Below are 25,013 nucleotides of genomic sequence, written 5' to 3' on the forward strand. Positions count from 1 at the left end.
TGTGGCGCACGACTCCACGGCGATCGAGCTGAGCATGTCCGAACTTCGCGAGGTCACCGGCTTCGCCGCGGCCTGCGCACGACCCGCTTTGGCGATCTTCGAGCGCGACCGCCCCGGCGATCGGCGTCCGCGAGCCGCGGTCGACGCCGCGCAGGCGTTCGCGGAGGGAGCCGAGCGGACCAAGGCGCTCCGTGACAGCGCGTGGGAGGCGCATCGGGCGGCTCGGGAGGCCCGCGACGCGGAGCAGGCCGCGGCGAGCGACGCCGCGCGTGCGGCCATGGCCGCGGCCGGGGCGGCGTTCCTCCACCCTTTGGCGAAGGCCACGCAGGTCAAGCACATCCTCGGTTCGGCCGCTCATGCCGCACGAGCGTTCGAGCTGTCCGCTGGGGGCGATCCCGCTGTCGGAGCCGACCACATCGCGCGGGTGCGGACGCTCGCCGGTCCCGTGGTGGTGGACGTCCTGAAGCGCTATCCGCTCGCCCCCTCCGGCGGCGGGCGGGTCGGAGAACTGATGCGTCAACTGGACGCGTCGCTCCGGTGACGCCGAGATACGGCCCCGCCGGCCCTGCACGAGGCGGCGGTGGACCGTCCGGGACGGCGCGTTCCAGCGCGGTGCGGCGGCCCGTCGCGCTTGACCTTGACACAGTGACAGGGCCTTCACTCAAGCCCGGGAGGTGGCGGATGTCCATGCCAGAAGAGAACACGGACATGACGCGAGCGCTCCGCGGGCTGGAGAACGGCAGTTCGTCGGTGCGGCTGCGGGCGGCGATGGCCGTCGGCGCGGCCCCCGACCCGGGGTTCGTGGACAAGCTGATCGAACGGTGCGCGGTGGAGCCCGATTTCTTCGTGCGCGACATGCTGACGTGGGCGCTCACCCGCCACCCGTCCTCGGCGACGCTCCCGCGGCTCGTCGACCAGCTGCGTTCGGAGCGTGCGCAGGTGCGCAGCCAGGCCCTGCACACGCTGTCCAAGATCGGGGACCGGCGGGCGTGGCCTGCGATCACCCGGGAGCTGCTGACCGACGCCGACGACGAGGTGGCGCGTGGCGAGCGGCGGTCGTGCTCGTGCCCGAAGGCGAGGAGGCCGACCTGGCCGCGGTGCTGGCCACGCAGCTGGGGCGCGGCGGGCGGGAGACCCGGTTGAGCCTCAGCCGGGCGCTCATCGCGCTCGGCGAGGTCGTCATGCCGGTACTGCGCGCCGCGATGACGGGTACCGCCCCCGGCGTGCGTCAGCACGCGATCGCCACCGAACGGCTGTTCCGCGACCCGGAGGCCGGGTTCGGGTTCGCGGTCGAGGAGGCGAAGCGGCTCGTGGCCCTCGGGACGGCCGACCGGGAGGGTTAGGCAGTGCTGATCGGGGATGTGGCTCGGCGGTCCGGGGTGAGCGCCCGCATGCTCAGGCACTACGAGTCGCTCGGCCTGGTGCGGCCCAAGGGGCGTACCGACGCCGGATACCGGGAGTACTCCAGTGAGGACATCCGGCGGATCTTCCACATCGAGAGCCTGCGGTCGCTGGGGCTGTCGCTGAGCGAGGTGAGGCGCGTCCTGGACGGTCCCGGCTTCAGCCCCTCCGAGCTCGTCGACGACCTCATCCGCCGGACGCGCGAACGCATCGCGAGCCAGACGGAGCTGCTCACGCGGCTGCGCCGGATCGACGCCGCCGGGCCCGCCGACTGGGCGGACGTCCTGCGGATCATCGCGCTCCTCCAGGCCCTGGGGTCGGAGAGCGCCACACGGCGCCAGCGCGGGGCCCTGTCCTCGGGCGAACGGGATCCGGTGCCGGTGGAAGCCCTGGCCGAGGCGGTGCTGAACGAGACGGACCCGAACGTGGCGGGGGCTCTGCGATGGGCCCTGGCGCGGTCGGGCGAGGACGGCCTGGCGCCGCTGGCGGAGGCCCTCGGCGCACCGGAGGCCGAGGTGCGCGAACGCGCCGTCCAGGCCATCGCCGAGATCGCGGGCGACGGCGCGACCGCACTGCTGCGGGACGCCCTCACCGACTCCGCCGTCGCGGTCCGCAGGCGTGCGGCTCTGGCGCTCGGGTCGCGCGGAGTCGCCGAGGCGATCCCGACGCTCATCGGCATGGTCGCCGAGGGGGCGAGCGACGTCGACGCGGCCGATGCGCTCGGCGCGCTGGCCGGTGATCCCGCGTTGGCGGAGCGGATCGCCACCGGGCTCGTGGACCGCCTCGCCCGCGGCGGTCCCGATCCGACCGCGCGCCGCCGGCTGACGGAGGCGCTCGCGGACATTCCGGGGCCGACGACGTCACGCGCCCTGGCGGAGCTGTCCCATGACGAAGACCGCGCCGTCGCGCTCACGGCGACCTACCTCCTCACGCTGCGCAGCGCACGCTGAGCGGCAAGTCGTATGCCGTGGCTCCGGGCGCGGCCGGCAGGGGGGCGGGTGCGGCGGTGAATTCTGGACATGTATGATCCAGGACATGCGGATGAGCGAGGGCGTGGAGTGGGCGCTGCACACATGCCTGAACCTGGCGTGGGTGGAGCGTGATCGCGCGGTCCCCACCTCGACCCTGGCCGCGTTCTACGAGCTGCCGCCCGCCTACCTCAACAAGCAGCTGCAGGCGCTGGTGCGGGCGGGCATCCTCGCCTCCACGCCCGGGCCGCGGGGCGGTTTCCGGCTGGCGCGCGCCCCCGAGGAGATCACGGTGCTGGACGTGGTGGTGGCGATCGAGGGCCCGCAGGAGGCGTTCGAGTGCGCCGAGATCCTGCGGCGGGGCCCCGGCGGCGCACCCGGGGTCGACTACCGGAAGATCTGCGTGATCTCCCAGTTCATGCGCCAGGCGGAGCTGAACTGGCGGCGTGAGCTGGCCGGACGCACCCTCGCCGATCTCAAGGCGACGGTGGAGGAGCGCTTCCCCGCCGTCCCCGGGGAGGTCCGCCACGGGCTGACCGGCACGCGCACCTGAAACCCCCCTCCCCCTGAGAGGGCTTTTTCGCAGGAGAAATTCTGGATGTTTCCTAGTCAGATTAGGGATAGGTCGCGGTCGCTCGACCGGACGTGGCCGGCGGTCCTGGCGGTGGCGCTCGGCATCTTCGCGCTGATGACGTCGGAGCTGCTGCCCGTCGGCCTGCTCACCCCGATCGGCTCCGACCTGGCCGTCTCCGACGGCACGGCGGGGCTGATGCTGACCGTGCCCGGCCTGGTCGCCGCCGCGTCCGCGCCGGTCGTCACCGTCACCGCCGCCGGGGTGGACCGGCGGGTCCTGCTGGCGGCGCTCATCGGTCTCATGGCGGCCGCCAACCTGGTGTGCGCCGCGGCACCGCACTTCGCGGTCCTGCTGGCGGCGCGGCCGGCGATCGGCGTGAGCATCGGCGGGTTCTGGGCCATCGCGGGCGGCCTCGCGGTGCGGCTGGTGCCCGCCGAACACGTGCCCCTGGCCACGTCGATCGTGTTCGGCGGGGTCTCCACCGCCTCGGTCGTCGGCGTCCCGGCGGGGACGCTGATCGGCGACCTCGGCGGGTGGCGCGCCGCGTTCGCCTCGGTGGGGATGCTGGGGCTCGCCGCGCTGGCGGCCCTGCTCGTCCTCGTGCCGCCGCTGCCGTCCCAGGGCACCCTGTCGTTCCGGGAACTGCCGGGGCTGCTGCGGCGCAACACCGGCGTGCGGATCGGCGTGCTCGTCACGTTCCTGCTGATCACCGGGCACTTCGCCGCCTACACCTTCGTCCGTCCGGTGCTGCGCGAGGCGGCCGGGGTGGACGACGCCCTCGTCGGCGGCCTGCTGATGGCGTACGGGGCCGCGGGCATCGCGGGCAACTTCGTGGCCGGGTCGCGGGTGGGGGCGCACCTGCGCGGCACCCTGCTGGCGATCTGCACCGGCCTGGCGGCCGTGACGGCGCTTTTCGCCGTGCTCGGCACCGCGCCGGTGACCGCGTCCGCGCTGCTGGTCGCCTGGGGCCTGGTCTACGGCGGGGTGTCGGTGAGCCTGCAGACCTGGATGCTCAAGGCCGCCCCCGACGCGAGCGAAGCCGCCTCGTCCCTGTTCGTCGCCGCGTTCAACCTGTCCATCGCCCTGGGCGCCCTCGTCGGCGGCGCCACGGTCGATGGCCTCGCCACCACCGGTGTCCTGTGGGTCGCCGGTTCCTTCGCGCTGGTCGCCGCCGCGACCGTCGCGACGTCCCGCAAACCCCTTTGATCGACAACAGAGAGGTATCGCCATGACGCACGACATCGTCAACCCCGCCGGACTGCACGACCCGGTCGGCTTCGGTTACAGCCACGTCGTCCGCGCACCGGGCGGCCTGGTGTTCATCGCGGGCCAGTACGCCTCCGACGAGCAGGGGAACGTCACCTCCTCCGACTTCGGCGAGCAGGTCGAGCGGTCCCTGGCCAACCTGGGCACCGCCCTGGCCTCCGCGGGCCTGGGTTTCGCCGACGTCGTGCAGATCCGCACCCACATCGTCGATCACGACGCGGACAAGCTGACCGTGCTCGTCAAGCACCTCGAGCGCATCTGGGGTTCCCGGCCGCCCGCGCAGACCCTCACCGGCGTGGCCTCGCTCGCCCTCCCCGGCATGCTCTTCGAGATCGACGCCGTCGCGGTCGCCCCGTCCGCCCGGTCGTGACGCGATGACCCCGCCCTGCCGCCCCGGGGATGCTTCCGGGGCGGCAGGGCCCCTCACCACTTCGGCCGTGCGGCGCGTCCGGGAACGCGATCGGCGTTCCGCCGGGTCGGCGGGCGGCTCCGGTGCCGCGCGACGGTCGTGCTCGCGCGGCCGCAGCCGCCCTCCTGGCCACCGACCTCGCCGATCGGGCCCACGGCCGCACGAACGCTCCGCTGCCCGCCCGCCGACGCCTGCGCAGGCTCGACCTGCGCGGCCTGCCGGTGCGCTGCTCAACCCCGTCGGCTTGTCCGCGCCGGCGCACACGTCCGCCCGCCTCACCGGCGGCCTCAGCGGCCGACGGGGTCTCCTGCCGAGCCGTCGTCGGGGGCGACCAGGGCCATGTGGCCGCCCTCCTCGAAAGAAGTGGGCAGGTCGAGCGTGCGCGGCTGCGCGGCGCCCGAGGCGTCGAGCAGGTGGATCTGGCCGTGCCCGCCGCGGGTGACCGCGACCAGGGAGGCGGCGGGGGACGCGGCGACGGCGCGGCGCTGCACGCCGTCCCAGGGGGTGGCCCCCCGACGCGGGGCCCGGTCCATCGGCGGCAGCGGGACGCGCGCGAGGACGGCAGGGTCCTTCGCGTCGACGATGATCACCTCGTCTCCGTCCGGATGGATCCGGGTGAAGACCGCCCGGTCGGCGCAGAAGGCCAGCCGGAAGACCAGCCCGGGGCCGAGCGGCACCCGCCCGGCGGCGGCGCCGTCCAGCCGGTGCCACCACGCGTCGTTGGTCCACTCCGGCCACCGGCCGGGCTCACCGGGCCCGCCGCGCACGGTGCTCCACAGGGTGCGGCGGGCGGAGTCGAGCCGCAGGTAGAAGCCCCGGCCGCCGGTGTGCTCCGGGGTGTCCCAGGGCAGTGGCCGCTCGGCGCGCGGGGCGGACCCGTCGAAGCGGGCGCGGTGCACGCCGCCGCCGGTCGCGGCGAACACCCGCCCGGTGACCGGATCGACCGCGTCTCCGTGGCCGTCGTCGGGCAGGGGCAGCCGTGCGAAGGGTTCCACCGGCGGGCAGCCCGGGGGCGCCTCCAGCAGTTCGCGGAGCCGGTAGAAGTCCAGGGAGCCGGGCATCCGATGCCGCAGGACGACCAGCGGGTCGCCCGCGCGGTCGGCGAGCAGGGCGACGCCCGGTTCGCCCACGCGGGTGCGCACCCGTACCGAGCGGGGGCGGTCCGCGGCGGCCAGGTCGACGACGGTGAGCAGGTCGCTCCACGGCTCCCAGGACCGGCCGCAGCCGGTGGTCACCGCCAGGTACCGGCCGGTCGGGTCGGCGGCGAGGTGTTCGGCGGGGACGGCGACCGGGGCGGTGGCGGCGACCAGCGGACCGCCGGTCCCGGCGGCGAACGGGTCGAGCAGCACCAGTTCGCCGGCCAGCTCGTCGGCGAACGCGAGCCTGCCGCCGGGCAGGTGCAGGAAGCCGGCGTGTTCGGCGAGGTGGCGTCCGTCGAGCCGGGCCAGCGGGCGGCCGGTGCGCGGCTCGACGACGTGGACGGCGCCCGCGACGTGGTCGGCCGCGACGAGACGCAGATCGGTCACCAATCCTCCCCAGGCGGCGGTCGGATGCGCATCGATAATGAAAACGATTATCATGCCGAACCGTTGCCCGGAGGAGCACGCCCCGTTCGGCCGTCTCCCCCGGCGCGTCCCGACCCCGGACAGAGAGAACCCACCGACCATGCCGCGCACTTTGAGCCGCATCCTGCGACGCACCGTCGCCCTCGCCGCCGCAGGCGTCCTGCTGGCCGGCTGCGGCGCCGCCGACGACGCCCCCGGCGCCGCGGGCCGGGCCGCCGCGAGCCTGCCGCCCGTCCAGCCGGTGGCCGACGCCGACAGCATCACCGACGTGCGGGGCAAGAAGATCTCGCCCGAGCGCACCCCGGAACGCATCGTCTGCCTGGTCGCCCTCTGCGACGACATGCTGACCGAGCTGGGCATGGTGCCGACCGCCACCAACTCCTCGCTCCTGGCCCACCCCCGCTTCCTGGGCAAGGAGAAGGCGCAGCAGATCCCGGTCATCCCGGGCGGGTTCCTCAGCCCCGAGGTGGAGGCGATCCTGTCCCACAAGCCGGACCTGGTCATCGGCCTCGAGGACACCCACGGCAAGCTCGCCCCCGCCCTGCAGGGCGCCACCACGTTCTGGGCGGTGCAGCCCGCCACCTGGCGCGACAGCGTCGCCTACCTGCGCGACCTGGCCGCGCTCACCCACCGCGGCGACCGGGCGGTCGCCGCCGAGCGGCGGCTGCGCGCCAAGCTGGCCGCCGCCGAGAAGGCCAAGAGCGGCAAGACGGCGCTGATCGTGTTCGGCAGCGACGAGAACTTCGGCGTGGCCGCGCCCGGCAGGGACGTGGCGGCCGGCCTGTTCCCGCGGATCTGCGACTACCCGTGGAAGGACCGGGGGGTCGAGGGCGCCTACAGCCTGGAGGAGATCCTGGCCCAAGACGTCGACGTGCTCTTCGTCGAGACGATCGCGTTCGGCGCGCCCGGCAAGAGGCTGTCGGAGAAGATGGCCGGCAACGCCCTGTGGTCGCAGATCCCCGCCGTCAAGAACGGCAAGGTGATCGAGGTCGATCCGGAGGTGTGGGCCAAGGGGCGCGGCACCCGGTCCCTGGGCATCGTGCTGGACGAGGCCACGGCCGCCCTGCGATGAGGCGGACGGTCGTCCTGGCGGCCGGGCTGCTGGCCGCCGCGGCGCTGTGCGCGCTCTGCCTCGGAACGCCGAACATCCCCCCGTCCCGGCTGGCCGCCGCGCTGCCCGGCGGCGCGGCCGACGGGCTGGAGGCGGTGGTGGTGCGGGACGTGCGGCTGCCCCGCCTGCTGCTGGCCCTGGTCGCGGGGGCCTGCCTGGGGGCCGCCGGGCTCGTCATGCAGGAGGCGCTGCGCAACCCGCTGGCCGTGCCGGAGATGCTGGGCGTCTCGTCGGGGGCGGCGCTGGGGGTCGCCGCCCCGCTGGTGCTGGCGTTGACGCTCCCCGGCTGGGCGCACCCGATCCTGGCTTTGGCGGGAGCCGCGTTCGGCGGGCTGGCGACGCTGGTCGCCGCCGGGTTCGGCCGCAGCCCCTCGGCGGTGCTGCTCACCGGGGCGGCGGTGGCGGCGGCGCTGCAGGCCGCGCTGCTGGTGCTCATGGTGATGGCCGACCAGCTCGACCTGCAGGTGATCTTCCGCTACCTGCTGGGCAGCCTGTCCGGCCGCACCTGGCGGGCCTGGCACGACGTGTGGCCGTGGCTGCTGGCGGCCGGGCCGCTGCTGGTGCTGTGCGCGCCGATGCTGGCGGTGCTGCGGCTCGGCGACGAGGACGCCGCCGCGCTCGGGCTGCGGGTGCGGCACGCCCGGCTTGGGGCGCTGGCCGTCGCCGTGCTGCTCATCGCCCCCGTGGTGGCGGTCTGCGGCCCGATCGCCTGGGTGGGGTTCCTGGCCCCGCACCTGGCGCGGCGGCTGCGTCCGGACGCCGACGTGGTGCGGTGGCTGCCCTGGACGGTGGCGTGGGGAGCGGTGGTCACCGTGTGGGCCGACCAGGCCGCGCGGCTGGCGCTCAAGCCGGTCGAGACCCCGGTCGGGGCCTGGACGGCGCTGGTCGGCGTGCCCGTGGGGGTGGTGTTGCTGCGGCGGCCGCGCATCGAGCCGAAGGGCGGTGCCCGATGACGCCCTCCGCGCAGGCGGCGTCCGCCGTACCCGGCACGGCCCGCCGGCTGCGGCCCGCGCTCATGCTCGGCGCGCTGCTGTTGGCCGTGCCGCTGGCCGCCGCGATCGACCTGGCGGCGGGACGGGCGCTGCCACCGGAGGCGACGTGGCGGGCGCTCACGGGCGGTGCGGTGGATCCGACCGCCCACCACCTGGTCTGGCAGGTCAGGATGCCGCGGGTGCTGGTCGCGCTCGGCGCCGGTGCCGCGCTGGGGCTGGCGGGGCTGGTCCTGCAGGCGGCGCTGCGCAACCCGCTGGCGGCGCCCGAGGTCACCGGGGTCACCCCCGGCGCGGTGCTCGGCGCGGTCGCCGCCACCGGGGCGGGCCTGGCCGACTGGGCGTCACCGGCCGCCGTCGTGGTCGCCGCGCTCGCCGGCGGCTGCGGCGGGGCGGCGCTGCTGTGGCTGCTGGCCGGACGGACGCGCTCGGATCCGGCGCAGATGGCGGTGCACGGCGTCCTTGTCTCGGCGGCCCTGAGCGGTTCGACGGCGGTGACCCTGCTGGCCGCGCCGGGCGAGATCGGCAGCGTCGTGCAGTGGATGGTCGGCACCACCGAGGCGCGCACCTGGCGGCACTGGACGCTGCTGTGGCCGTGGGAGCTGCTGTGGGGCGCCGTCGCCTGCCTGGCCGCGGGCCCGCTGATGCTGCTGCGCTGCGGCGAGCAGGTGGCCGAGGCCGCCGGTCTGGCCCCGGCGCGGACGCGCGGGCTGGCGCTGCTGTGCGCGGTGGCCTTGACCGCGGGGGCGGTGGCCTCGGTGGGCGCGCTCGGCTTCGTCGGGCTGGTCGTGCCGCATGCCGCGCTGGCCCTGTTCGGGGCCGACCTGCGGGTGGCGCTGCCGGGGGCCGCGCTGGCCGGCGCCGTCGCGGTGTGCGGTGCCGACGCGGTGGCCCAGCTGGCGTCGCGGGCGGTCACCGCCTGGGGCGCCGAGCACCTGAGCGTTCCCGTCGGCGCGGTCACCACCTGTGTGGGCGCCGCGGTGCTGCTGGCCGTCGCCCGCCGGCATGCCGTCGAGCCGTGAATCCGTCCCCCTGCGGACTGCTCATGCGTACAAGGAGTGGCTGAACCGTGTCCGAGCTGATCAGCGATCCCGGATCCGTGCCGACGGATCCGGCGCCGGGGCCCGCCGCCGCGCTGGACATCGACGGGGTGAGCTTCGGCTATCCCGGACGGCGGGTGCTCGACCGGGTGAGCCTGCGGGTCCGGCCCGGCGAGCTGGTCGCCCTGGTCGGCCTCAACGGCTGCGGCAAGAGCACCCTGCTGCGCCTGGCGGCCGGGGTGCTGCGTCCGGAGGCGGGGCGGGTGACGGTGGACGGCGCCGACATGGCCCGGCTCTCCCGCCGCGCCGCCGCCCGCAGGGTCGCGCTGCTGCACCAGTCCGCCCCGGCTGTTCCGGGGCTGACGGTGCGCCAGCTGGTCCGGCAGGGCCGCTATGCCGCGCGGGGGCCGCTGGGCATGCTGCGCGTCGGCGACGACGCGGTGACCGTGCGGGCGATGCGGGACGTCGGCGTGGAGGCGTGGGCGGACCGTCCGGTGGAGGCGCTGTCGGGCGGCGAGCGGCAGCGCGTGCGCCTGGCCCTGGCGCTCGCCCAGGACACGCCCGTCCTGCTGCTCGACGAGCCGACCACCTACCTGGACCTGCGGCACCAGCTGGAGGTGCTGCGGCTGGTGGCGCGGCTGCGCGCCGAACGGCGGCTCACCGTGCTGGTGGTGCTGCACGACCTCGGCCTGGCCGCCCGGTTCGCCGAGCGCCTGGTGGCGCTGCGGGACGGCCGCGTGGCGGCCGAGGGGCCGCCGGAGCAGGTGGTGACCCCCGGGCTGCTGCGGGAGGTGTTCGGCGTCGAGGGCCGCGTCGGCCGGGATCCCGAGCGGGGGTGGCCGGTCTGCTATCCCGACCGCCCCGCCCCTATTGAAAATGAAAACGGTTTTCATTAGTGTTCGTTGCGGTATCCACCGGGATGCCGGATTTCTACGAGCTCTTGGAGGTTCCATGGAGCAGCAGCAGGTGTTCACCCCGATCGCCGAGCAGGCCCAGCTCGCCCACCTGTCCGCCACCCACTCCAACGCCCTCGTCGAGAACCCCTTCGACGACGAGCAGGAGTAAGCGGCGCTGACGTGCCCGTCCGGAGCCGCCTCCGGACGGGCCCGTCCCTGTCCGGCAGACGGCCATCGAGCAGCGATGAACAGGAGAAACGTGTCGCGGCCCCAGCTCGCCCCCGGCGTCGAGATCGTCACCGCGCCGGGCCGGCCCCCGGCGGTGCGCACCCCCGGCGGAGAGTTCGTGCGTCTCAACGCCCCCCGCGAGGCCGTCGCGGGGCTGCTGGACCTCCTCGGCGGCGGACCCGCGGACCGGCCCGCCGAACCGCAGGCCGCACGGCTGCTGGACGCCTTCGCCGAGGCCGGGTACCTCGACGCGCCGCCGCCCTGGCCGCCCGAGCGCGCCGACATCCTGGTGCTCGGCGACGACCGGCTGACCGCGCCGCTCACCGGGTTCCTGTCGGCGGCGGGCGCCCGCCCGCGCCCGGGGACGCCGAAGGACGTCGCGGCACTCGCCGACGCGCGCACGTCCGACGCCGCCGCGGTGGTCTGGTGCCTGGACCGGCCCGTCCCGCCGGGCCTGTGGGAGGACGCCGACCGCCTGCCCGCGCGGGGCATCGCCTGGGCGCGCTGCCACCGCGAGGGCCTGCAGGTCTGGATCGAGCCGATCGCCGCCTCCCCGGGCGACGTGCTGTCGGCCCACGTGGCCGCGCGCCGCCTCGCCGCCACCCCGGCGCACCGCGAACTGGCCGCCTACTGGGCCGGCGCCGCGGGCGCCTCCGGCGGCACCGTGGTGAGCGGCCCCCACCCGGTCACCGGGCCCGCGGCGGCCGCGACCGCCGCCGCCCTCCTGGCCGCCGACCTCGCCGACTGGGCTGTTGGCGCTTGCGACGGCCGCACGAAGGCCCCGCTGCCCGCCCGCCGGCGCCTGCGCAGGCTCGACCTGCGCGACCTGACGGTGACCGACCACTGCGTGCTGCCCGTTCCCCGCGTCGCCCCGATCACCGAACACCGCGCATGAGCCGCAGCCTGCCCGTCACCGCCCCCGACGGCACGCCCCTGGCCGCCGACTACCGCCTGCCCGACGGGCCCGGCCCGTTCCCCTGCGTCCTGATCCGCACGCCGTACGACCGCCGCTCGCACGCCGCCGAGCTGCGCGCCTGGGCGCGCCGCGGCTTCGCCGCCGTCGCCCAGGACGTCCGCGGCAGGCACGGCTCGGGCGGACGGTGGCACCCTTACCGCCACGAAGCCGAGGACGGCGCGGCCACCGTGCGCGCACTGCGCCGCCGGCCGTGGAGCAACGGCGCGGTCGTCGCCTGCGGAGCCTCCTACGCCGCGCACTGCGCGCTGGCGATCGCGCTGCACGCCGACCCTAAGGCGCGGCCCGACGCCGTCATCGCCGCCGTGCCGGCGCTCGGCCTGGCGGAGACCGCGCGCGAACCGAGCGGAGCGGAACGGCTGCTGGCGCGCGCGGGCTGGTGGGCCGCCCACGGCGACCGGCCCGACAGCGACCCGTCCGCGCTCGACCGCGCCCTGGCCGCCGACCCCCGCCTGCTCGAACACCTGCCGCTGCTGGATCTGCCCCGGCGGCTCGGACGCCCGCTGCCCTCCTGGCAACGGCTCTGGAACGCCGCACGCTCGGGCGACCCCGCCGGAACGTCCGGCACCGGCCTGCGCGCCGCATCGGCGACCGTGCCCCTGCTCGCCGTGGGCGGCGCATACGACCCTTTCGCCGCCGACACCGTCGCGCTGTGGCGGGCGTGGGGTGCGGCCGCCCGGCTGCTCATCGGCCCCTGGGGCCATGCACTCACCGCCTCTCCCGGCCCGGGATGCGGTGCGGGGCACCGGCTGGTGCTCGGCCCCCTGTACGCGGCGTTCGCGCAGGCGGCGCTGAACGGGACGCTGACCGGGCGGCGCGGCGCGGTCGCCCTCGCGGGGACCGACGCCTGGCTGGCCGCTCAAGACCTGGCCCGCCCGCTTGCCCCCCTTCGCATCGACGGCACGGACCTGCAGGTGCTCCAAGGGGAAGAATTCGTCGCCGACCCCCAACAGCCGGTGCGCTCGGACCGCCTGGACGTGCCCGCCGGCGCACCACCCGACCGCCTGCTGGCCGTGGGACGGCCGCTGCCCCACGCGCTCGACCTGGCCGGGGACGCCGAAGCCCGCATCACCGCGGCCGCCGACGCCCCCAGCGCCGACTGGGCCGTCCGGCTGGTCGCCGTCACTCCCCGCGGAACCGCCGAGCCCCTGGCCGTCGGCATCACACGCAGCCGGGCACCGGCCGGGAAGCGCACAGCGATCGGCGTTCCGCTCGGCCCGCTGTACCGCCGGCTGCCGCCCGGCGTCCGGCTGCGGCTGGAGATCGCCGGACACCACTTCCCCGCCCACGCCCGCAACCCGCACACCGGCCAGGACCCGCTCCGCGCCACCGCGCTGCGGCCCTCCCGCCGCGCCGTCGACCCGCACGGCAGCCGCCTGCTGCTGCCCGTCGCCGACCCGGCCGCCCCGATCCGCACCGTCGACCCCGTCGAGGAGATCACCCGATGAGCGCGTCACCGCTCCCCGTGCACGCCCTGGTGGACCCGGTCTGCGGGCTGGTCAGGTCGGTGGCCCCCGTCGAGCACCCCGCCGGGACCCCGGCCCGCTACGTGGCGATGACCGCCGACGTCAGCGACGCCCGCCGCTTCGGCGCCTGGCCCGCCGACCGGGTCGCCCTGGGCACCACGTTCGGCGACCCCGAAGGCGCCCGCATCGCCGCCATCGCCGAGGCGGTGGAGCGCTACTGCGGCAACCGCCTGCCGCCGCCCGGCGAACCCGGCGCCCCGCTGCGCGCCACCGCCGCCGACCTCGCCGGGCAGAACCACCTCGCCCCCGCCGAGCTGCCCGCCTACGCCGACTGGCAGTACGGCCGGCCGCGCTTCCCCTACCGCCGGTTCACCGACACCACCGAGGCGCTGTGGGCGCTCGGCACCGAGCAGCTGCCCGACGGCGGCGAACGCGACTGCCTGGCCCCGGTCGCCCTCACCCACCTCAACTGGCGGCAGGGCGACCTGAAAGCCCTGCCGCGCACCCACCACCTCAACTACGCGGGCATCGCGACCGGCGTCGGCCTCGCCGACGCCGCCGACCGCGCGCTGCTGGAGACCGTCGAACGCGACGCCCTCGAACTGTGGTGGCACCTGGACGGCCCCACCCGCGGCATCGACCTGGGCAGCGTCCCCGGCCTGGCGGACGACCTGGCCGGATCGCCGCTGCGGACGTGGGTGGTGGAGCTGCCGAACGAGTTCGCCCCGGCCATGGCCGCCCTGGTGCACGACGCCGACCGCGGCATCTACGCGGCCGGGTTCGCCTGCCGGTACGACCCGGCCGAGGCCGCACGCAAGGCCGTCCTGGAAGCCGTGCACACCTGGGTGTTCACCCAGGGCCTCACCGACCCCGACGGGTGGGTGTTCCAGGCCATCGACGCCGGGATGCTCGCCAAGGGCCTGTACCTGGAGCACCGGGCCGACCGCCGCTACCTCGACGACGCCGGAGAGCACTTCGCGCACGTCCGCGACCTGGGCGCCCATGTCCAGGTCTGGCTGGACGACCGGCTGGCCCCGCTCGCCCGGCGGTTCACCGACCCGGCGCGGACCGTGCCGATCGACCAGATCCCTCCCGGGTCGCCCGAGCGGCTGCGCGAACGGCTGGCCGCCGGCGGCCACCGCGTCGTCGTGTTCGACCTGACCACCCCCGACGTCGCCGAGACCCCGCTGCGGGTGGCGCGCGTCCTGGTCACCGGCCTGGTGCCCAACGCCCCCGCCGCGTTCGCCTACTACGGCTGCCCGCGCTTCGGGCAGGCGGCGCTCGCCCGCGGATGGCGCACCACCGCCCCCACCGGCCCCGGCGACTTCACCCTCGCCCCTCCCCCGCACATGTGAGGTGCCGCCGACCATGACCGTCGCACCCGCCGCCGACCGCCTGGTCGCCGAGGCGCTCGCCGAGGCCCGCTCCACCCGGCCGGTCGGCCCGGACACCCCCGCGGGCCCGGCGCGGCAGCGCTGGACCGGCACCCCCGTCGACCTCGCTCCCGGGGACGGCCCCCTGGACCTGGGCCGCCTGCTGGCGTTCTCCCTGGCGGCGCGACCGCTGCGCCCCGGCGGCCCGCGATCGACGCGGCTGCGTCCCGTGGCCTCCGCCGGCGGGCTGCACCCGGTCAACGCCCACCTGCTGGTCGGCCCGGGGTGCTCACTGCCCCCGGGGCGTTACGCCTACGACCCGCTGGAACACCGGGCCCGCCGACGCGGCCCCGCACCGTCCCAAGCCCCTGCCGGAACGGTCGTCGTGCTCACCGTGACCGCACAGCGCACCGCCTCCCACTACGGCCACCGCGCCTGGCCGCTGCTGCTTTTGGACACCGGGCACGCGGCGGCCGCCCTGGCCATGGCGGCCCTGGCACACGGCCACCACGCCCGCCTGACCCTGGACGCCGCAGCCGACACCCTCACGGCCGCCGCCGGACTGCCCGCGCCCGGCCGGTGGAGCAGCGTATGGCCCGGCACCACGCCGGAGCATCCGCTGGCCGCCGTCCACGTCACGGCCCGCGCACCCGCCGAACCCCTCCCCTGCCCGCTCACCGCCTGGGGCACCGAGCCGGACGCGGCCCCACCGGCCGCAGGGCCCGCGCCCAGCCCCGCCGGGGCCCGAGCGGGAGTGGTCCTGGACGCGCTGTGCCGAACCGCGGCCCCCGCCACCTGGTGGCGCGCCAAGGCCCCGTTCACCGGACAGGAACCGTCCCTGGCCTGGGCCATCACCAACCGCCGCAGCGCCCCGCCGCCCCTGGACGGCGAGCCCCGGCCGGGCGACCTCGCCGCCGTGCTCGCCGCGGCCCGCGATGCCGCCCCGTACGGCCCCTCCTGGTGCGCCGCCGTGGGCGGTCCGCAGCCGGGCCTGGTCACCGCCGACCCGTCCCAGCCGGAGACGCCGCGCCGCATCGCCACCGGGGAGGCACGGCCGACGCTGGCCGTATGGGCGGCCCGGCAGACCTGGCTCGCGACGGCCGGAGCCGTCCTGCTGGCCGAAGGGCTTCCGGACGCGGCTCCCGCCGCGCGGATACGCGCCGAACATCTGGCCGCCGGCTACGCCGCCGCCTGCGCCGAGCTCACCGCGACCGCGCGGGGCCTGCGCACCCGGCCGGTGGGCTCCTGGCAGGCCGCCGACCTGGGCGCCGCCCTCGGCGGCCCGGCCGGACGGCGATGGATCGTGCACGGCCTCGCCGCGGCGTCCCGCCCCTCCCACTCCTGGAGCGACCACCGATGATGCTTCACCCCGAGCTGCTGCGTGCGGTCCGCACCGCACCGGGCCCGCTGCTGCGCGCCACCGCCCTGCTCACCGCGGTCACCGCCGCCCACGCCGGGCAGGCCGCGCTGCTCGCCGTCACGCTGGCCGACATCGCCCGCCACCGCACCGACCGGCTGCCGGCCCTGCTGGGCGCGGTGGCCGCGGTGCTGTTCCTGCGCGCGTTCCTCACCTGGCGGCAGCGGACGGCCGCCGCCGACGCCGGCGCGCGGATCCGCACGCTCCTGCGCGACGAGCTGCTGGTCCGACTCGGCCGGCTCGGCCCCGCGCACACCACCGCAGCCCGGACCGGGGCGCTGCGCGCGACCGTCGTCGACGGAGTCGAGGGCGTCAACACCTACCTGTCGCGCTACCTGCCGCAATTGGCGGTGGTGTGCCTGGTCACCCCCGCGCTCCTGGTGTGGATCGCCACCGTCCACGCGTGGGCGGCGGCGGTCCTGGCCGCGGCGGTCGTCCTGGCGCTGCTGGCCCCGCGGCTGTGGGACCGGGCGCTGGCGGCGCGCGGACGGGAACACTGGGACACCTACGAGGGCCTGGCCGCCGACTACCTGGAGGCGCTCCAGCAGATGCCCGCCCTGCGCGCGGCCGGAGCCGTCCGGCGCAGGCGCCGAGCCCTGCAAGAGCGGTCGCGGCTGCTGCACCGGGCCACCGTCGCCAAACTGCGCGTCTCTCTGGTGGACACCGCGCTGACCGACCTGGCCATCCAGGCCGGCACCCTCGCCGCGGTGCTGCTGGCCTGCGCGTCGGCCGCCGCCGGCCGCGCGACGGGCGCCGAGTCCTACCTGCTGCTGATGCTCGCCTCCGAATGCTTCCGGCCGCTGCGCGACCTGTCCAGGGAATGGCACGCCGGTCACGTCGGCGTCTCCGCCGCCGACGGCATCGCGGCGCTGCGCACCGCCCGGCCCGCCGTGGCCGACACCGGCACGCTCGCCCCGTCATGGCCGTCGCCGCCCGCGGTGACGTTCACCGGCGTCCGCTTCGCCTACCCGGGCAGCGACCGCCCCGCGCTCGACGGCGTCGGCTTCCAATGCCCCGCCGGCCGCACCACCGCCCTGGTGGGCCCGTCGGGGGCGGGCAAGTCCACCCTGCTGGCGCTCCTGCAACGCCACCACGACCCCGACGCCGGAGCCGTGCTGCTCGACGGCGTCGACATCCGCGAACTGTCGCTGACGGCGCTGCGCCGCTCCATCGCCGTGGTCTCCCAGGACGTCTACCTGTTCGCCGCCTCCATCGCCGACAACCTGCGGCTGGCCGACCCCGACGCCACCGACCGGCGGCTCGTCGCCGCCTGCCGCGACGCGGGCATCCACGACGAGATCGCCGCGCTCCCCGACGGGTACGCGACCGTCCTGGGCGAACGCGGCGCCACCCTGTCGGGGGGCCAGCGGCAGCGCCTGGCCCTGGCCCGCGCCCTGCTGTGCGACGCCCCGATCCTGGTGCTGGACGAAGCCACCAGCGCCGTCGACGAGCGGCGCGAACACCAGATCACCGAGGCGCTGCGCCGCGCCGCACGGGGACGCACCTGCCTGATCGTCGCGCACCGGCTGGCCGCCGTCCGGCACGCCGACCGGATCGTGGTCCTGGACCGCGGCCGCGTCGACGACATCGGCGACCACCGGACCCTCGTCGGCGCGGGCGGCACCTACGCCGCGCTGGCCACCGCGGACCTGAGCCGTGGAGCGGCCCGGTGAACCACCGTTCGCACGCCCTGCGCGGCCTGCTCCCGGCGCTGCGGCCGCACCGCCGCATGGTCGCCCGCACGATCGCCGCCTGCCTGGTCGACCAGGTCGCGCTCGTCGTCCTGATCACCTGGCTGGCGCACATCGTCGCACGGGCCGTCATCGACAAAGCCGCCCCCGGCCCCGCCGCCATCTGCGGTTTCATCGGCCTGGTTTTGCTGCGCTCGCTCGCCACCTGGCGGCAGATGGACCTGTCGCACGACCTGGCCTACCGGGTGCTCGCCGAGCTGCGCGTGCGCATCTACGACGGCCTCGCCCGCAGCGCCCCCGCCCGCATCGCCGGACGACGCAGCGGCGACCTGGCGGCGACCGCGATGAACGACATCGAGACCCTGGAGTTCTTCTACGCGCACACCACCGCCCAACTGCTGGCGTCCGGGCTGGTGTTCGCCTGCGGCACCGCCGTGCTCGGCGTGCTCGACCCACGGCTGGCGCTCGCCGTCCTGCCCGCGGCCGCCGCTTTGCTCGCGCATCCGCTGCTGGGCGACCGCGGCCGCACCGCCCGCGGACAGCAGGTGCGCGCGGCCACGGCACGTCTGTCGGCCGACGCCGTCGACACCGTGGACGGCATGCGGGAACTGCTCGCCCGCAACGCCCTCGACCGCCGCCGCCGGCAGCTCCTCGACGTCGGCCGCAGGCTCGCCCTGGCCCAGCGCGCCGAGGCCCGGCACGACGGCGCCTTCACCGCCGTCCAGGACGCCCTGGTGGTGCTGGCCCTGATCGCCGTGGTCGCCGTCGTCGCGGAGAACGCCGCCTGGGCCCCGGCCGCGCTGGCCCTGGCGCTCTCCATCCTGGCCCCGGTGGCCGCCTCCGCCGACGCCCTGCGCCAAGCCGGCAGCCTGCGGGCCTCCGCGGCGCGGGTGAAGGCCGCGACCACCGCCGCGCCGACCGCGCCGCCCCCTGCGCGGCCGGTCCCGCTCCCCGACGGGCCGCTCGGTGTCCGCCTGTGCGACGTCCACTTCTCCTACGGCGGCACCCCTGTGCTGCGGGGCCTGAACCTCACCGTCCCTGCGGGCCGCATGATCGCCCTGGTCGGAGCCTCCGGCGCGGGCAAGACCACCGTGGCGCACCTGATGGCCCGCTTCTGGGACCCCGCCCAAGGCACGGTGCAGCTCATCGCCGCCGACACGGCCGTCGACCTGCGCGATCTGGCCGATGACGACCTGCGTTCCGCGGTCGCGCTCGTCGGCCAGGACGCGGCCCTGTTCCACGGCACGCTCCGCGACAACCTGCGCCTGGCCGCGCCTGACGCGGACGACGTCGTGTTCCACCAGGTCATCGAACGGTGCGGCGTGGACCGGATCGCCGCCGCCCTCCCCGACGGCCTGGACAGCATCGTCGGAGAACGCGGCGCGACCCTCTCCGGCGGACAACGCGCCCGCGTCGCCCTCGCCCGGGCCCTGCTCGCCCGTCCCAGGGTGCTGATCCTCGACGAGGCCACCGCCCACGTCGACACGGTCGGCGACGCCGAACTCGCCCGCCTTCTCGCCGAAACCGCCACCACCACGATCGTCATCGCGCACCGCCCGGCCACCATCCGCCGCGCGCAGCACATCGCCGTCCTGGAGAACGGCGAGATCGTCGAAGAGGGCACGTGGGCCGCCCTCACCGCCGCCTCCGGCCCGCTGACACGGTTGCTGACCCCCACCCGTGACGCGAGTCCCCTGAGGCGCGCCGGGCTCGCCTGTCACCGGTCAACCGAGATCACCTCGGTGCCGCCGCACGAGGCCGACACACTTTGACCACGCGGTTCGCGCTTTGCCGCTCTCGGTTCATGCTCTCTGCAGGCGTGTTGCCCGGCGTGCACCTGTGAGTCACGTGCCTGCTGCGCGGTGGACCGCGCCGAGAAACGGGAGGCGCTGGCAAGCCGAGCAAGCCCGTCGTGCGACCGACCGCCAGCGAGGCGGCGAAGGCACGCGACGACGTGTCCGCGGACTCCGGCGTCGTTCCCGCCGCGGGGCGCACAGGCCACACCAGCCCGTCGACCCGCCGCACGGCTAGGACCGCGCCCCTGGCACCGGCCAAGGCTGACTTCCGTCAACGGACATTGTCGTCAGTTAGGTGCTGCGGTTTTCCGTCGGTTGTTGTTTTCTGGAAACAGAAAATCAAAAAATGTAGGATGGGGTCGTGAGCGAGGTGACAGCGCAGGAGCGGCCGTGCCGGTACTGCGGGCGGCCCGTGCCGCAGAGGGGTGGGCGGGGGCGTCCCCGCGAGTACTGCATGGACAGCGACTGCCAGACTCGGGCCAAGCGGGAGCGGGAGCTGAGGCGCGCGACACCGGGCCTGGAGGGAGCGCTCGCCCGGGCGGAGGATCTCTACGAGCGCATGGAACAGGGCTTGGCGGCGGCCCTGGCTCCCCTGGCTCAAGCACTCGATGCGGAACTGTCGCCCCGGGGCGTCGAGGCGCGGATCAGTGCGGTCAGGGCCGAGGCCGAGGCCACGGTGGCGGCGGCGTTGGCGGAACGGCAGGACGCCGAAGACCGGGCCGTCCGGGCAGAGAAGCTGGCGGAGAAGGCCCAGGAGCGGGCCCGAGCCGCCCGCGAACGCGCACAGCAGGCCGAACAGGAGCGCGACGAGGCCGTCGAAGCGGCGGAGCGGACGCGTGCGGAGGCCGAGGCGGCGGTCAAGGCGGCGCAGGAGGAGGCGCAACGCGTCAGCGAAGCCGCGCTGGCCGAGGCCGCGGAAGCCAGAGCCGAGGCCGACAAGGCACGTGCCCGAGCGGACCGCGACCGCGCCGAGAAACGGGAGGCGCTGCGGCAGGCCGAGCAGGCCCGTCGCGCGGCCGAGGCCGCCGCCGACGACGCGGCGAAGGCACGCGACACCGCGCAGCAGGCGCGTGACTCGCAGGTGCGCGCCGAGCGGGAACGCGCCGCCGCGCTCGCCCGGGCCGAGGCGGCCGAAGAGGCCCGCGAACGTGCCGAACAGCACGCCCGCCAAGCCGAGGCGCAGCGGGTCGAGGCCATCGCCGGACGCGACGCGGCCCGGGCACAGGCCCAGCAGTCCGCGGCGGCCGCCCAGCACGCGCGCGAGCAGGCCGACGCTCTGCGCGCCGAGGTCGCCGAGCTGCGCGCACTGCTCGACCGGGCGCGGGAGGACCTGGCCACCGCGCGTGCGGAACTGCGCGCCGAGCAGGCACGCAACGACCAGCTCACCCGTGAACGCGACTTCGCACGGGCGGAGGCCACCGCCCAGCGCGAACGCGCGGTCGCCGCCGAGCTGCGACGCGAGGAACGTCCCCGTGACACTTGAGCCGGGGGCGGCGAGTGGGCCGTCCGTCTCCCCCTCACCATGACCCGGCCGCCGCTGCAGGTCGACACGCCCGCCCGCACGCATGCCGGCAGTCGCGGGGCCCCGGCACCGGGGTCTACAGTCGCGTTGACGTTGGCGGCCGGCAGAGGAGAGGCATGTCCCGCGAGCGGAGCCTGACAGTGAAGGTCCTGACCGCGGCTGCCCGAGACCTGGCTCTGGCCATCGCGGAACTGAACAGCCGGCAGCGCCGCCTGGCGCGCGTCGAAAGGTATTTCGTGGCCATCGACCACGATCTGTACGCGCCCGCGCAAGAGCTGCGGCCGTGGCCGGGCGAGAACGGCATCCTCTACCGGTTCGAGGCGCAGTCCTTCACCGAAGGCTGGGACGTCGCCTCCGGCGAGGCCACCCTCGGATACGTCATCAAAGTGAAGCGCTGTTACAGCACGCGCAAAGGTGTGGCGAAACGGGTGTTCGGGGCATGGCGTCGCACCGCCACGCGTGAGAGCACGTTGGTCCGCCTGCTGGTGGTGGATGACGGCGTCCCGGCCCTGTTCCACGACGGAAAGCGGTACAGCGGCGACATCAAGGGCTTGTGCCGGATCCTTCACGACATCGGGTGGCCGAACCACGCCCCCTGAGCCGCACGGCCGCCTCGGAAGCCGACAGCGACACCGACTGGCGGTTCACGACGTCCGTGAGCTCGGCGGCAGGTGATGATGTGAAAGGTCTGCCGGGATCGCCGCAGTCCGGCCGGCGCCTGGAGAAGTTCGCCGCTGACGTCTTGAGGCTGCAGCGAGCTGCACGTAACCCGGCAAGCGGTGCCCGGGGCCGGACCCGGTAGACCGAGCCCGTCGGCGGGAATCAAGGGAACTGCGCATCGACACGCTCTCCCCAGGGAAGGCTCACACACTTTATCGGCACCTTCGAGCGATCGGCGGGCCCGCCCGAAGTCTCCAGCGCGTCGCGTCACTCGTCGGTGTAGTGCCTGCGTGCCGGTCCATCGCCCCCCCGACTCGACGCAGACGATTCGGAGTTGCCGGGCGCCCCGCACTGCCTCGTCCGGGCGGTCTAGCGCCGCGTTGACTGTCTTCGGCAGACTCCGCGCTTGTCGGCCACCTGCGCAAGCTCGCCGGTCGGCTTCTTTACGCCCCGGCGCTCAACACGGCGTTGCCCGAATGAACCAGCCTGCCTACCCGGTGCTGCCGGGCGGGCACCGACTCGCCATACCGGCGCCCGCCTCAGCCACCCGGCTCTATGAGTGCCTGCCCATCGGGGACGTGGAGCCCTGACCTGGCGCAAAGCGCGGGTGTTCGCACCTTCGGTGTCGGCTGGACCTGGAGAAGTACGTAAAGGAAGAAAACGGGCTCTCGAACGCCCCGCTTTCAGCGCGCTACCGCGTGAGCCGTTTTCGCCTTCATCACGTGGATGGGATGGCGGAGTGCGCTTCTTGCTTTCGTCGGTATTCGCTGGGGGTGAGGCCGTAGGCGGTGTGGAAGGCGCGGGTGAAGTTGCCCGGGTGCGGGTAGCCCCAGCGTGCGGCGATGGTGTGGATCGCGAGATGCCGGTGGTCGACGCTGGCCAGCTCGCGGCGGCACTGCTCCAGACGTCGGGTACGGATCCAGTCCGCGACAGTGGTGCCCTGATCGGCGAACAGCCGGTGCAGGGACCGCAGGGAGATGTGATGAGCGGCGGCGATCAAACCCGGAGACAGTTCGGGGTCCCCCAGGGACCTTTCGATGAAGGCGTGGATCCGCAGCAGCAGAGTGCGTTTGCGGCTGTCGTGGGGTACGGCGTGTTCGGTTTCGAGATGGCGGGCGAGCACGGCGGTGAGCAGGTCGATGCAGACGCCGCCGAGCCGGGCGGCATCCGCCGGTCGGTAGGTGCCGGCATTGCGCGTGACCTGGTTGAGGAACTGCACCAGCAGAGCACCGACCCCCTCTCGCCCGGGCAGGCGGACGGCGCACAGTCGGCCGACCTGGTCCGGGGGCAGTGGGACCAGCTCCCTGGCGACCATGACCTGGACGCCGTCGACTCTGCGGTAGCCGGTGTGGGTGCCGTGGAAAGGCCGCCAGGTGTCGTGCAGCATCAGATCGCCCGGTCCGACCGCGGTGTCCCGGCCCGCCTGGGTGGCGCTGGTCGTTCCTCGGCGGACCAGTGTGAGGTGGTAGTGCTCGGCGCCGGACTGCCGGATCAGCTTCGCCGTCCGACGCACGTGAATCGGCGACTGGACATGCCTGGAGATCTGAACCGCGCCGAGATTCAGCACGTGCATCGTCGCGTCGAAGTCGTCGGCGTGATCGCTGCGGATGTCGTACGGGACGGGGGCGACCGCCGACGCCACGGTCTCCCGCCACAATGCGAAGCGATCGCGCGCCGGCAGGTCGTTCAGGGTGAGCGTTTGGTACATCGACTGCTTCCCGCGGGGTGGCGGAGCCCCTTGGGACGGTGACGCCCGACCACACGGCCGGGGCCGTCTCCTATGGGGGCGTAGGGCAGCTTTGGGTGTCGGACATGGACCGACGCATACGCGGCTGCAGCCGCTGTGCGACTGGACCATTGTGAGCTTTGCTGGACGCCTGGCGCCGCGCAACGCCTTTCAGCTGTGCCTGAAAAGCGTGGCTGATGATCGAAACGGCAGCGAAGGGCGAGCAGAGCAGCCGCGCCCGTGAAGATCATGTGACTGTCCGATCACGCACGCTGACGCGTCTTTCGAGTCGACACCCTTGAGCTACCGACTTGGTGATCTGCGGGAACGCTCTGATGTGCGCTCATCGCACGGCCCGGCCGAAGGCCGCTGCGCCGTCATGACCCGCCAGGCTCAATCGCTCTGCGATACGGGCGCTGTCGGCTCCGGCCAGGACGGACGGCGAACTGCCGCCGCACCGAGGTCCGCGACAGCCGCACCCCCGCACACTCGCGCGGCCATCTGCCGCATACGCTGCGGAATCCGCAGGTCGGCCTTGAAGTCGTGGTCCTCAGCGCCCCGCTCCAACACGGCACGCACCCGCTCGGCCAGGGCGTCACCGACGCTGGGCGATGGCCGGATGAAGCCGCATCGCCGCCGCTTCCAGCGCGCAGGCTCTCAATCGGCAACGGGCGGTTTCGTGGCCGGACGCGTACGGGTAGCCGGCACGAACAAGCATGTGGCGTCTGCCGGCCTTCGCGGTGGCAGCGCGCCCGGTCGGCGAGGCCTGGGGCGAGGAGGGCGACGGCGGTCGCGGGTCCGGTCACCGAGTGCGGGCCGCTGACGACGGTGTCGGCCCGGCGGCCAGTTCGCGGTGCGCCGGGTGGCGGCGAGTGGCCGGCGTGCCGTGCAGGAGGCGCCGACGGCGGCAAGAAGGGGCACGATCCGCAGTGCCGGCCACTGCTTGGAGTACTTCACCGCCGCCCTTGCTGTACAGCTCGTCATCGACGATCTCCGCCTGCTCCCCCCCGGCCCGCCGTGCGGCGTCCTAGCGGCCTCGGCCCCCAGCAGCGGACCTGTCCGTGCGGTTCGGCCGCACACTTCCGCCGCGCCTCGGCCGGGTCAGCGATGAGCTGGATTCTTCCCGGTTATCGGCTTCGTCCCTGGCGAGGCATACGCGATACCGAAAAGTCCCATGTCTCTACCCGCGGAACCAAAAACCTCGGTAAGCCTGCCAGATCGCCCGGTTGGCGTGCAGGAACAAGGAATTGGCGCTGTATGAGAACGACAGCTCTAACGCCATTCTTGCAATCTGGAGGCGCAGCGCAAGCTCAAGATCGTCTGCTCTGCTGAGCCCGAAGCCGCCTCGCGCCAGGTCAGATGGCTTCTGAGTGCTGCGAGGGTGCGAACCGTAAGGGGCCGACATAACACCCCTCTTCCTCAAGGAGGCTGAATTGCTGTGAACAACCAGCGTCACTCGGGTCATGCACCGGTTCCTGCCGGCGGACGGAACCTCCCGCAGCGCATGCTCCGGCTCGGCGTGGCGGCCGCCGCCCTCGCCGCCGTGACGGTGCCGATGGCAGGACCGGCCCAGGCCGCATCCGGAGGCGGCTGCAAGAACACCAGCGCGGTCCGATCGTGCATCAGCTTCGCCGGCAGCCCGAACCGGCTCATCGCCGACTTCTACATGCTCGAGCCGCCCGACGCCAGCTGGTGCAAGTACGAGCTCACCATCATCAAGAACGGCCGGGTCGCCGCCAGTTCGGGACTCCAGTGGCTCACGGGGCTCGGCCGCCACGGTCCGATCGTCAACCGCACCGACACACTGCCGCCCTCGAAGGGTTCCGCGTACACGCGGGTGAACATCTACACCTGCAGCAACCAGTTCCACTTCTACGCCGACAGCCCGATCCAATACTGGCCCTGACCTCACCCATCGGGTGACCGAGGCCGCCGGAGGCGG

At 74.8% G+C, this 25,013-nt stretch carries 23 protein-coding genes; 21 read left to right on the forward strand and 2 right to left on the reverse strand.

The window, feature by feature from the left end:
* The first annotated feature begins 1 nt into the window (after position 1).
* The 7 genes from ABD879_RS08990 (at position 2) to ABD879_RS09020 (ending at position 4,579) form a co-directional block, all read left to right on the forward strand.
* Complete coding sequence (locus ABD879_RS08990; protein WP_345019359.1) at positions 2-541, forward strand: putative immunity protein; 540 nt, start codon at positions 2-4, stop codon at positions 539-541.
* Between the two features lie 167 nt (positions 542-708).
* Complete coding sequence (locus ABD879_RS08995; protein WP_345019363.1) at positions 709-1,143, forward strand: HEAT repeat domain-containing protein; 435 nt, start codon at positions 709-711, stop codon at positions 1,141-1,143.
* Positions 1,140-1,343, forward strand: a complete 204-nt coding sequence (locus ABD879_RS09000) for a hypothetical protein (protein ID WP_345019365.1) — start codon at positions 1,140-1,142, stop codon at positions 1,341-1,343. Before ABD879_RS08995 ends, ABD879_RS09000 begins: the two co-directional genes overlap by 4 nt.
* An 18-nt stretch (positions 1,344-1,361) precedes the next feature.
* Positions 1,362-2,351 (forward strand): HEAT repeat domain-containing protein, encoded by a 990-nt coding sequence (locus tag ABD879_RS09005; RefSeq protein WP_345019448.1) that lies wholly within the window; start codon positions 1,362-1,364, stop codon positions 2,349-2,351.
* A gap of 85 nt (positions 2,352-2,436) precedes the next feature.
* Positions 2,437-2,922: an RrF2 family transcriptional regulator gene (locus tag ABD879_RS09010; RefSeq protein WP_345019367.1), complete on the forward strand. Its 486-nt coding sequence runs from the start codon at positions 2,437-2,439 to the stop codon at positions 2,920-2,922.
* A gap of 111 nt (positions 2,923-3,033) precedes the next feature.
* Positions 3,034-4,149, forward strand: coding sequence for an MFS transporter (locus ABD879_RS09015; protein ID WP_345019369.1), 1,116 nt, complete (start codon positions 3,034-3,036; stop codon positions 4,147-4,149).
* Between the two features lie 22 nt (positions 4,150-4,171).
* The gene (locus ABD879_RS09020; RefSeq protein WP_345019372.1) at positions 4,172-4,579 is read left to right on the forward strand and encodes a RidA family protein; all 408 of its coding nucleotides are present in this window, start codon (positions 4,172-4,174) and stop codon (positions 4,577-4,579) included.
* 326 nt (positions 4,580-4,905) lie between these two features.
* On the opposite strand, the gene ABD879_RS09025 is transcribed toward ABD879_RS09020, so the two are convergent.
* Complete coding sequence (locus ABD879_RS09025; protein ID WP_345019374.1) at positions 4,906-6,144, reverse strand: hypothetical protein; 1,239 nt, start codon at positions 6,142-6,144, stop codon at positions 4,906-4,908.
* A 151-nt stretch (positions 6,145-6,295) separates the two neighbouring features.
* Here ABD879_RS09025 and ABD879_RS09030 point away from each other — a divergent pair, with 151 nt between their 5' ends.
* From ABD879_RS09030 to ABD879_RS09090, 13 genes are all read left to right on the forward strand, one after another.
* Complete coding sequence (locus ABD879_RS09030) at positions 6,296-7,255, forward strand: ABC transporter substrate-binding protein (protein WP_345019376.1); 960 nt, start codon at positions 6,296-6,298, stop codon at positions 7,253-7,255.
* Positions 7,252-8,247 carry a FecCD family ABC transporter permease gene (locus ABD879_RS09035; RefSeq protein ID WP_345019378.1) on the forward strand — a complete coding sequence of 332 codons (996 nt, stop codon included), beginning with the start codon at positions 7,252-7,254 and terminating at the stop codon, positions 8,245-8,247. Before ABD879_RS09030 ends, ABD879_RS09035 begins: the two co-directional genes overlap by 4 nt.
* Positions 8,244-9,305 carry a FecCD family ABC transporter permease gene (locus ABD879_RS09040; RefSeq protein WP_345019380.1) on the forward strand — a complete coding sequence of 354 codons (1,062 nt, stop codon included), beginning with the start codon at positions 8,244-8,246 and terminating at the stop codon, positions 9,303-9,305. The genes ABD879_RS09035 and ABD879_RS09040 overlap by 4 nt, the downstream gene beginning before the upstream one ends.
* A gap of 47 nt (positions 9,306-9,352) precedes the next feature.
* Complete coding sequence (locus tag ABD879_RS09045) at positions 9,353-10,219, forward strand: ABC transporter ATP-binding protein (protein ID WP_345019381.1); 867 nt, start codon at positions 9,353-9,355, stop codon at positions 10,217-10,219.
* A gap of 55 nt (positions 10,220-10,274) precedes the next feature.
* Positions 10,275-10,388: a streptamidine family RiPP gene (gene amiA, locus ABD879_RS09050; protein ID WP_345019383.1), complete on the forward strand. Its 114-nt coding sequence runs from the start codon at positions 10,275-10,277 to the stop codon at positions 10,386-10,388.
* 90 nt (positions 10,389-10,478) lie between these two features.
* On the forward strand, positions 10,479-11,342 hold the full coding sequence (locus ABD879_RS09055; RefSeq protein ID WP_345019385.1) for a hypothetical protein: 864 nt from the start codon (positions 10,479-10,481) through the stop codon (positions 11,340-11,342).
* Complete coding sequence (locus tag ABD879_RS09060) at positions 11,339-12,868, forward strand: CocE/NonD family hydrolase (RefSeq protein ID WP_345019387.1); 1,530 nt, start codon at positions 11,339-11,341, stop codon at positions 12,866-12,868. The genes ABD879_RS09055 and ABD879_RS09060 overlap by 4 nt, the downstream gene beginning before the upstream one ends.
* Positions 12,865-14,241 carry a YcaO-like family protein gene (locus ABD879_RS09065; protein WP_345019389.1) on the forward strand — a complete coding sequence of 459 codons (1,377 nt, stop codon included), beginning with the start codon at positions 12,865-12,867 and terminating at the stop codon, positions 14,239-14,241. The genes ABD879_RS09060 and ABD879_RS09065 overlap by 4 nt, the downstream gene beginning before the upstream one ends.
* A gap of 13 nt (positions 14,242-14,254) precedes the next feature.
* Positions 14,255-15,619 carry a nitroreductase family protein gene (locus ABD879_RS09070; protein ID WP_345019391.1) on the forward strand — a complete coding sequence of 455 codons (1,365 nt, stop codon included), beginning with the start codon at positions 14,255-14,257 and terminating at the stop codon, positions 15,617-15,619.
* Positions 15,616-17,349, forward strand: coding sequence for an ABC transporter ATP-binding protein/permease (locus tag ABD879_RS09075; RefSeq protein WP_345019392.1), 1,734 nt, complete (start codon positions 15,616-15,618; stop codon positions 17,347-17,349). The genes ABD879_RS09070 and ABD879_RS09075 overlap by 4 nt, the downstream gene beginning before the upstream one ends.
* Positions 17,346-19,139 carry an ABC transporter ATP-binding protein gene (locus ABD879_RS09080; protein WP_345019393.1) on the forward strand — a complete coding sequence of 598 codons (1,794 nt, stop codon included), beginning with the start codon at positions 17,346-17,348 and terminating at the stop codon, positions 19,137-19,139. The genes ABD879_RS09075 and ABD879_RS09080 overlap by 4 nt, the downstream gene beginning before the upstream one ends.
* Positions 19,140-19,524: 385 nt before the next feature.
* On the forward strand, positions 19,525-20,646 hold the full coding sequence (locus ABD879_RS09085; protein ID WP_345019394.1) for a coiled-coil domain-containing protein: 1,122 nt from the start codon (positions 19,525-19,527) through the stop codon (positions 20,644-20,646).
* A 155-nt stretch (positions 20,647-20,801) separates the two neighbouring features.
* Positions 20,802-21,284: a hypothetical protein gene (locus ABD879_RS09090; RefSeq protein ID WP_345019395.1), complete on the forward strand. Its 483-nt coding sequence runs from the start codon at positions 20,802-20,804 to the stop codon at positions 21,282-21,284.
* A gap of 779 nt (positions 21,285-22,063) precedes the next feature.
* Here the strand turns inward: ABD879_RS09090 and ABD879_RS09095 are convergent.
* A complete protein-coding gene (locus ABD879_RS09095; protein ID WP_345019396.1) occupies positions 22,064-23,053 on the reverse strand; it encodes an AraC-like ligand-binding domain-containing protein in 990 nt (329 codons plus the stop codon).
* A gap of 1,456 nt (positions 23,054-24,509) precedes the next feature.
* Between ABD879_RS09095 and ABD879_RS09100 the strand changes: the two genes are divergently transcribed.
* Positions 24,510-24,977 (forward strand): hypothetical protein, encoded by a 468-nt coding sequence (locus tag ABD879_RS09100; RefSeq protein WP_345019397.1) that lies wholly within the window; start codon positions 24,510-24,512, stop codon positions 24,975-24,977.
* Positions 24,978-25,013 lie beyond the last annotated feature (36 nt).

Origin of the sequence: Actinomadura keratinilytica, assembly GCF_039539665.1 — a bacterium.
Taxonomy (GTDB): domain Bacteria; phylum Actinomycetota; class Actinomycetes; order Streptosporangiales; family Streptosporangiaceae; genus Spirillospora; species Spirillospora keratinilytica.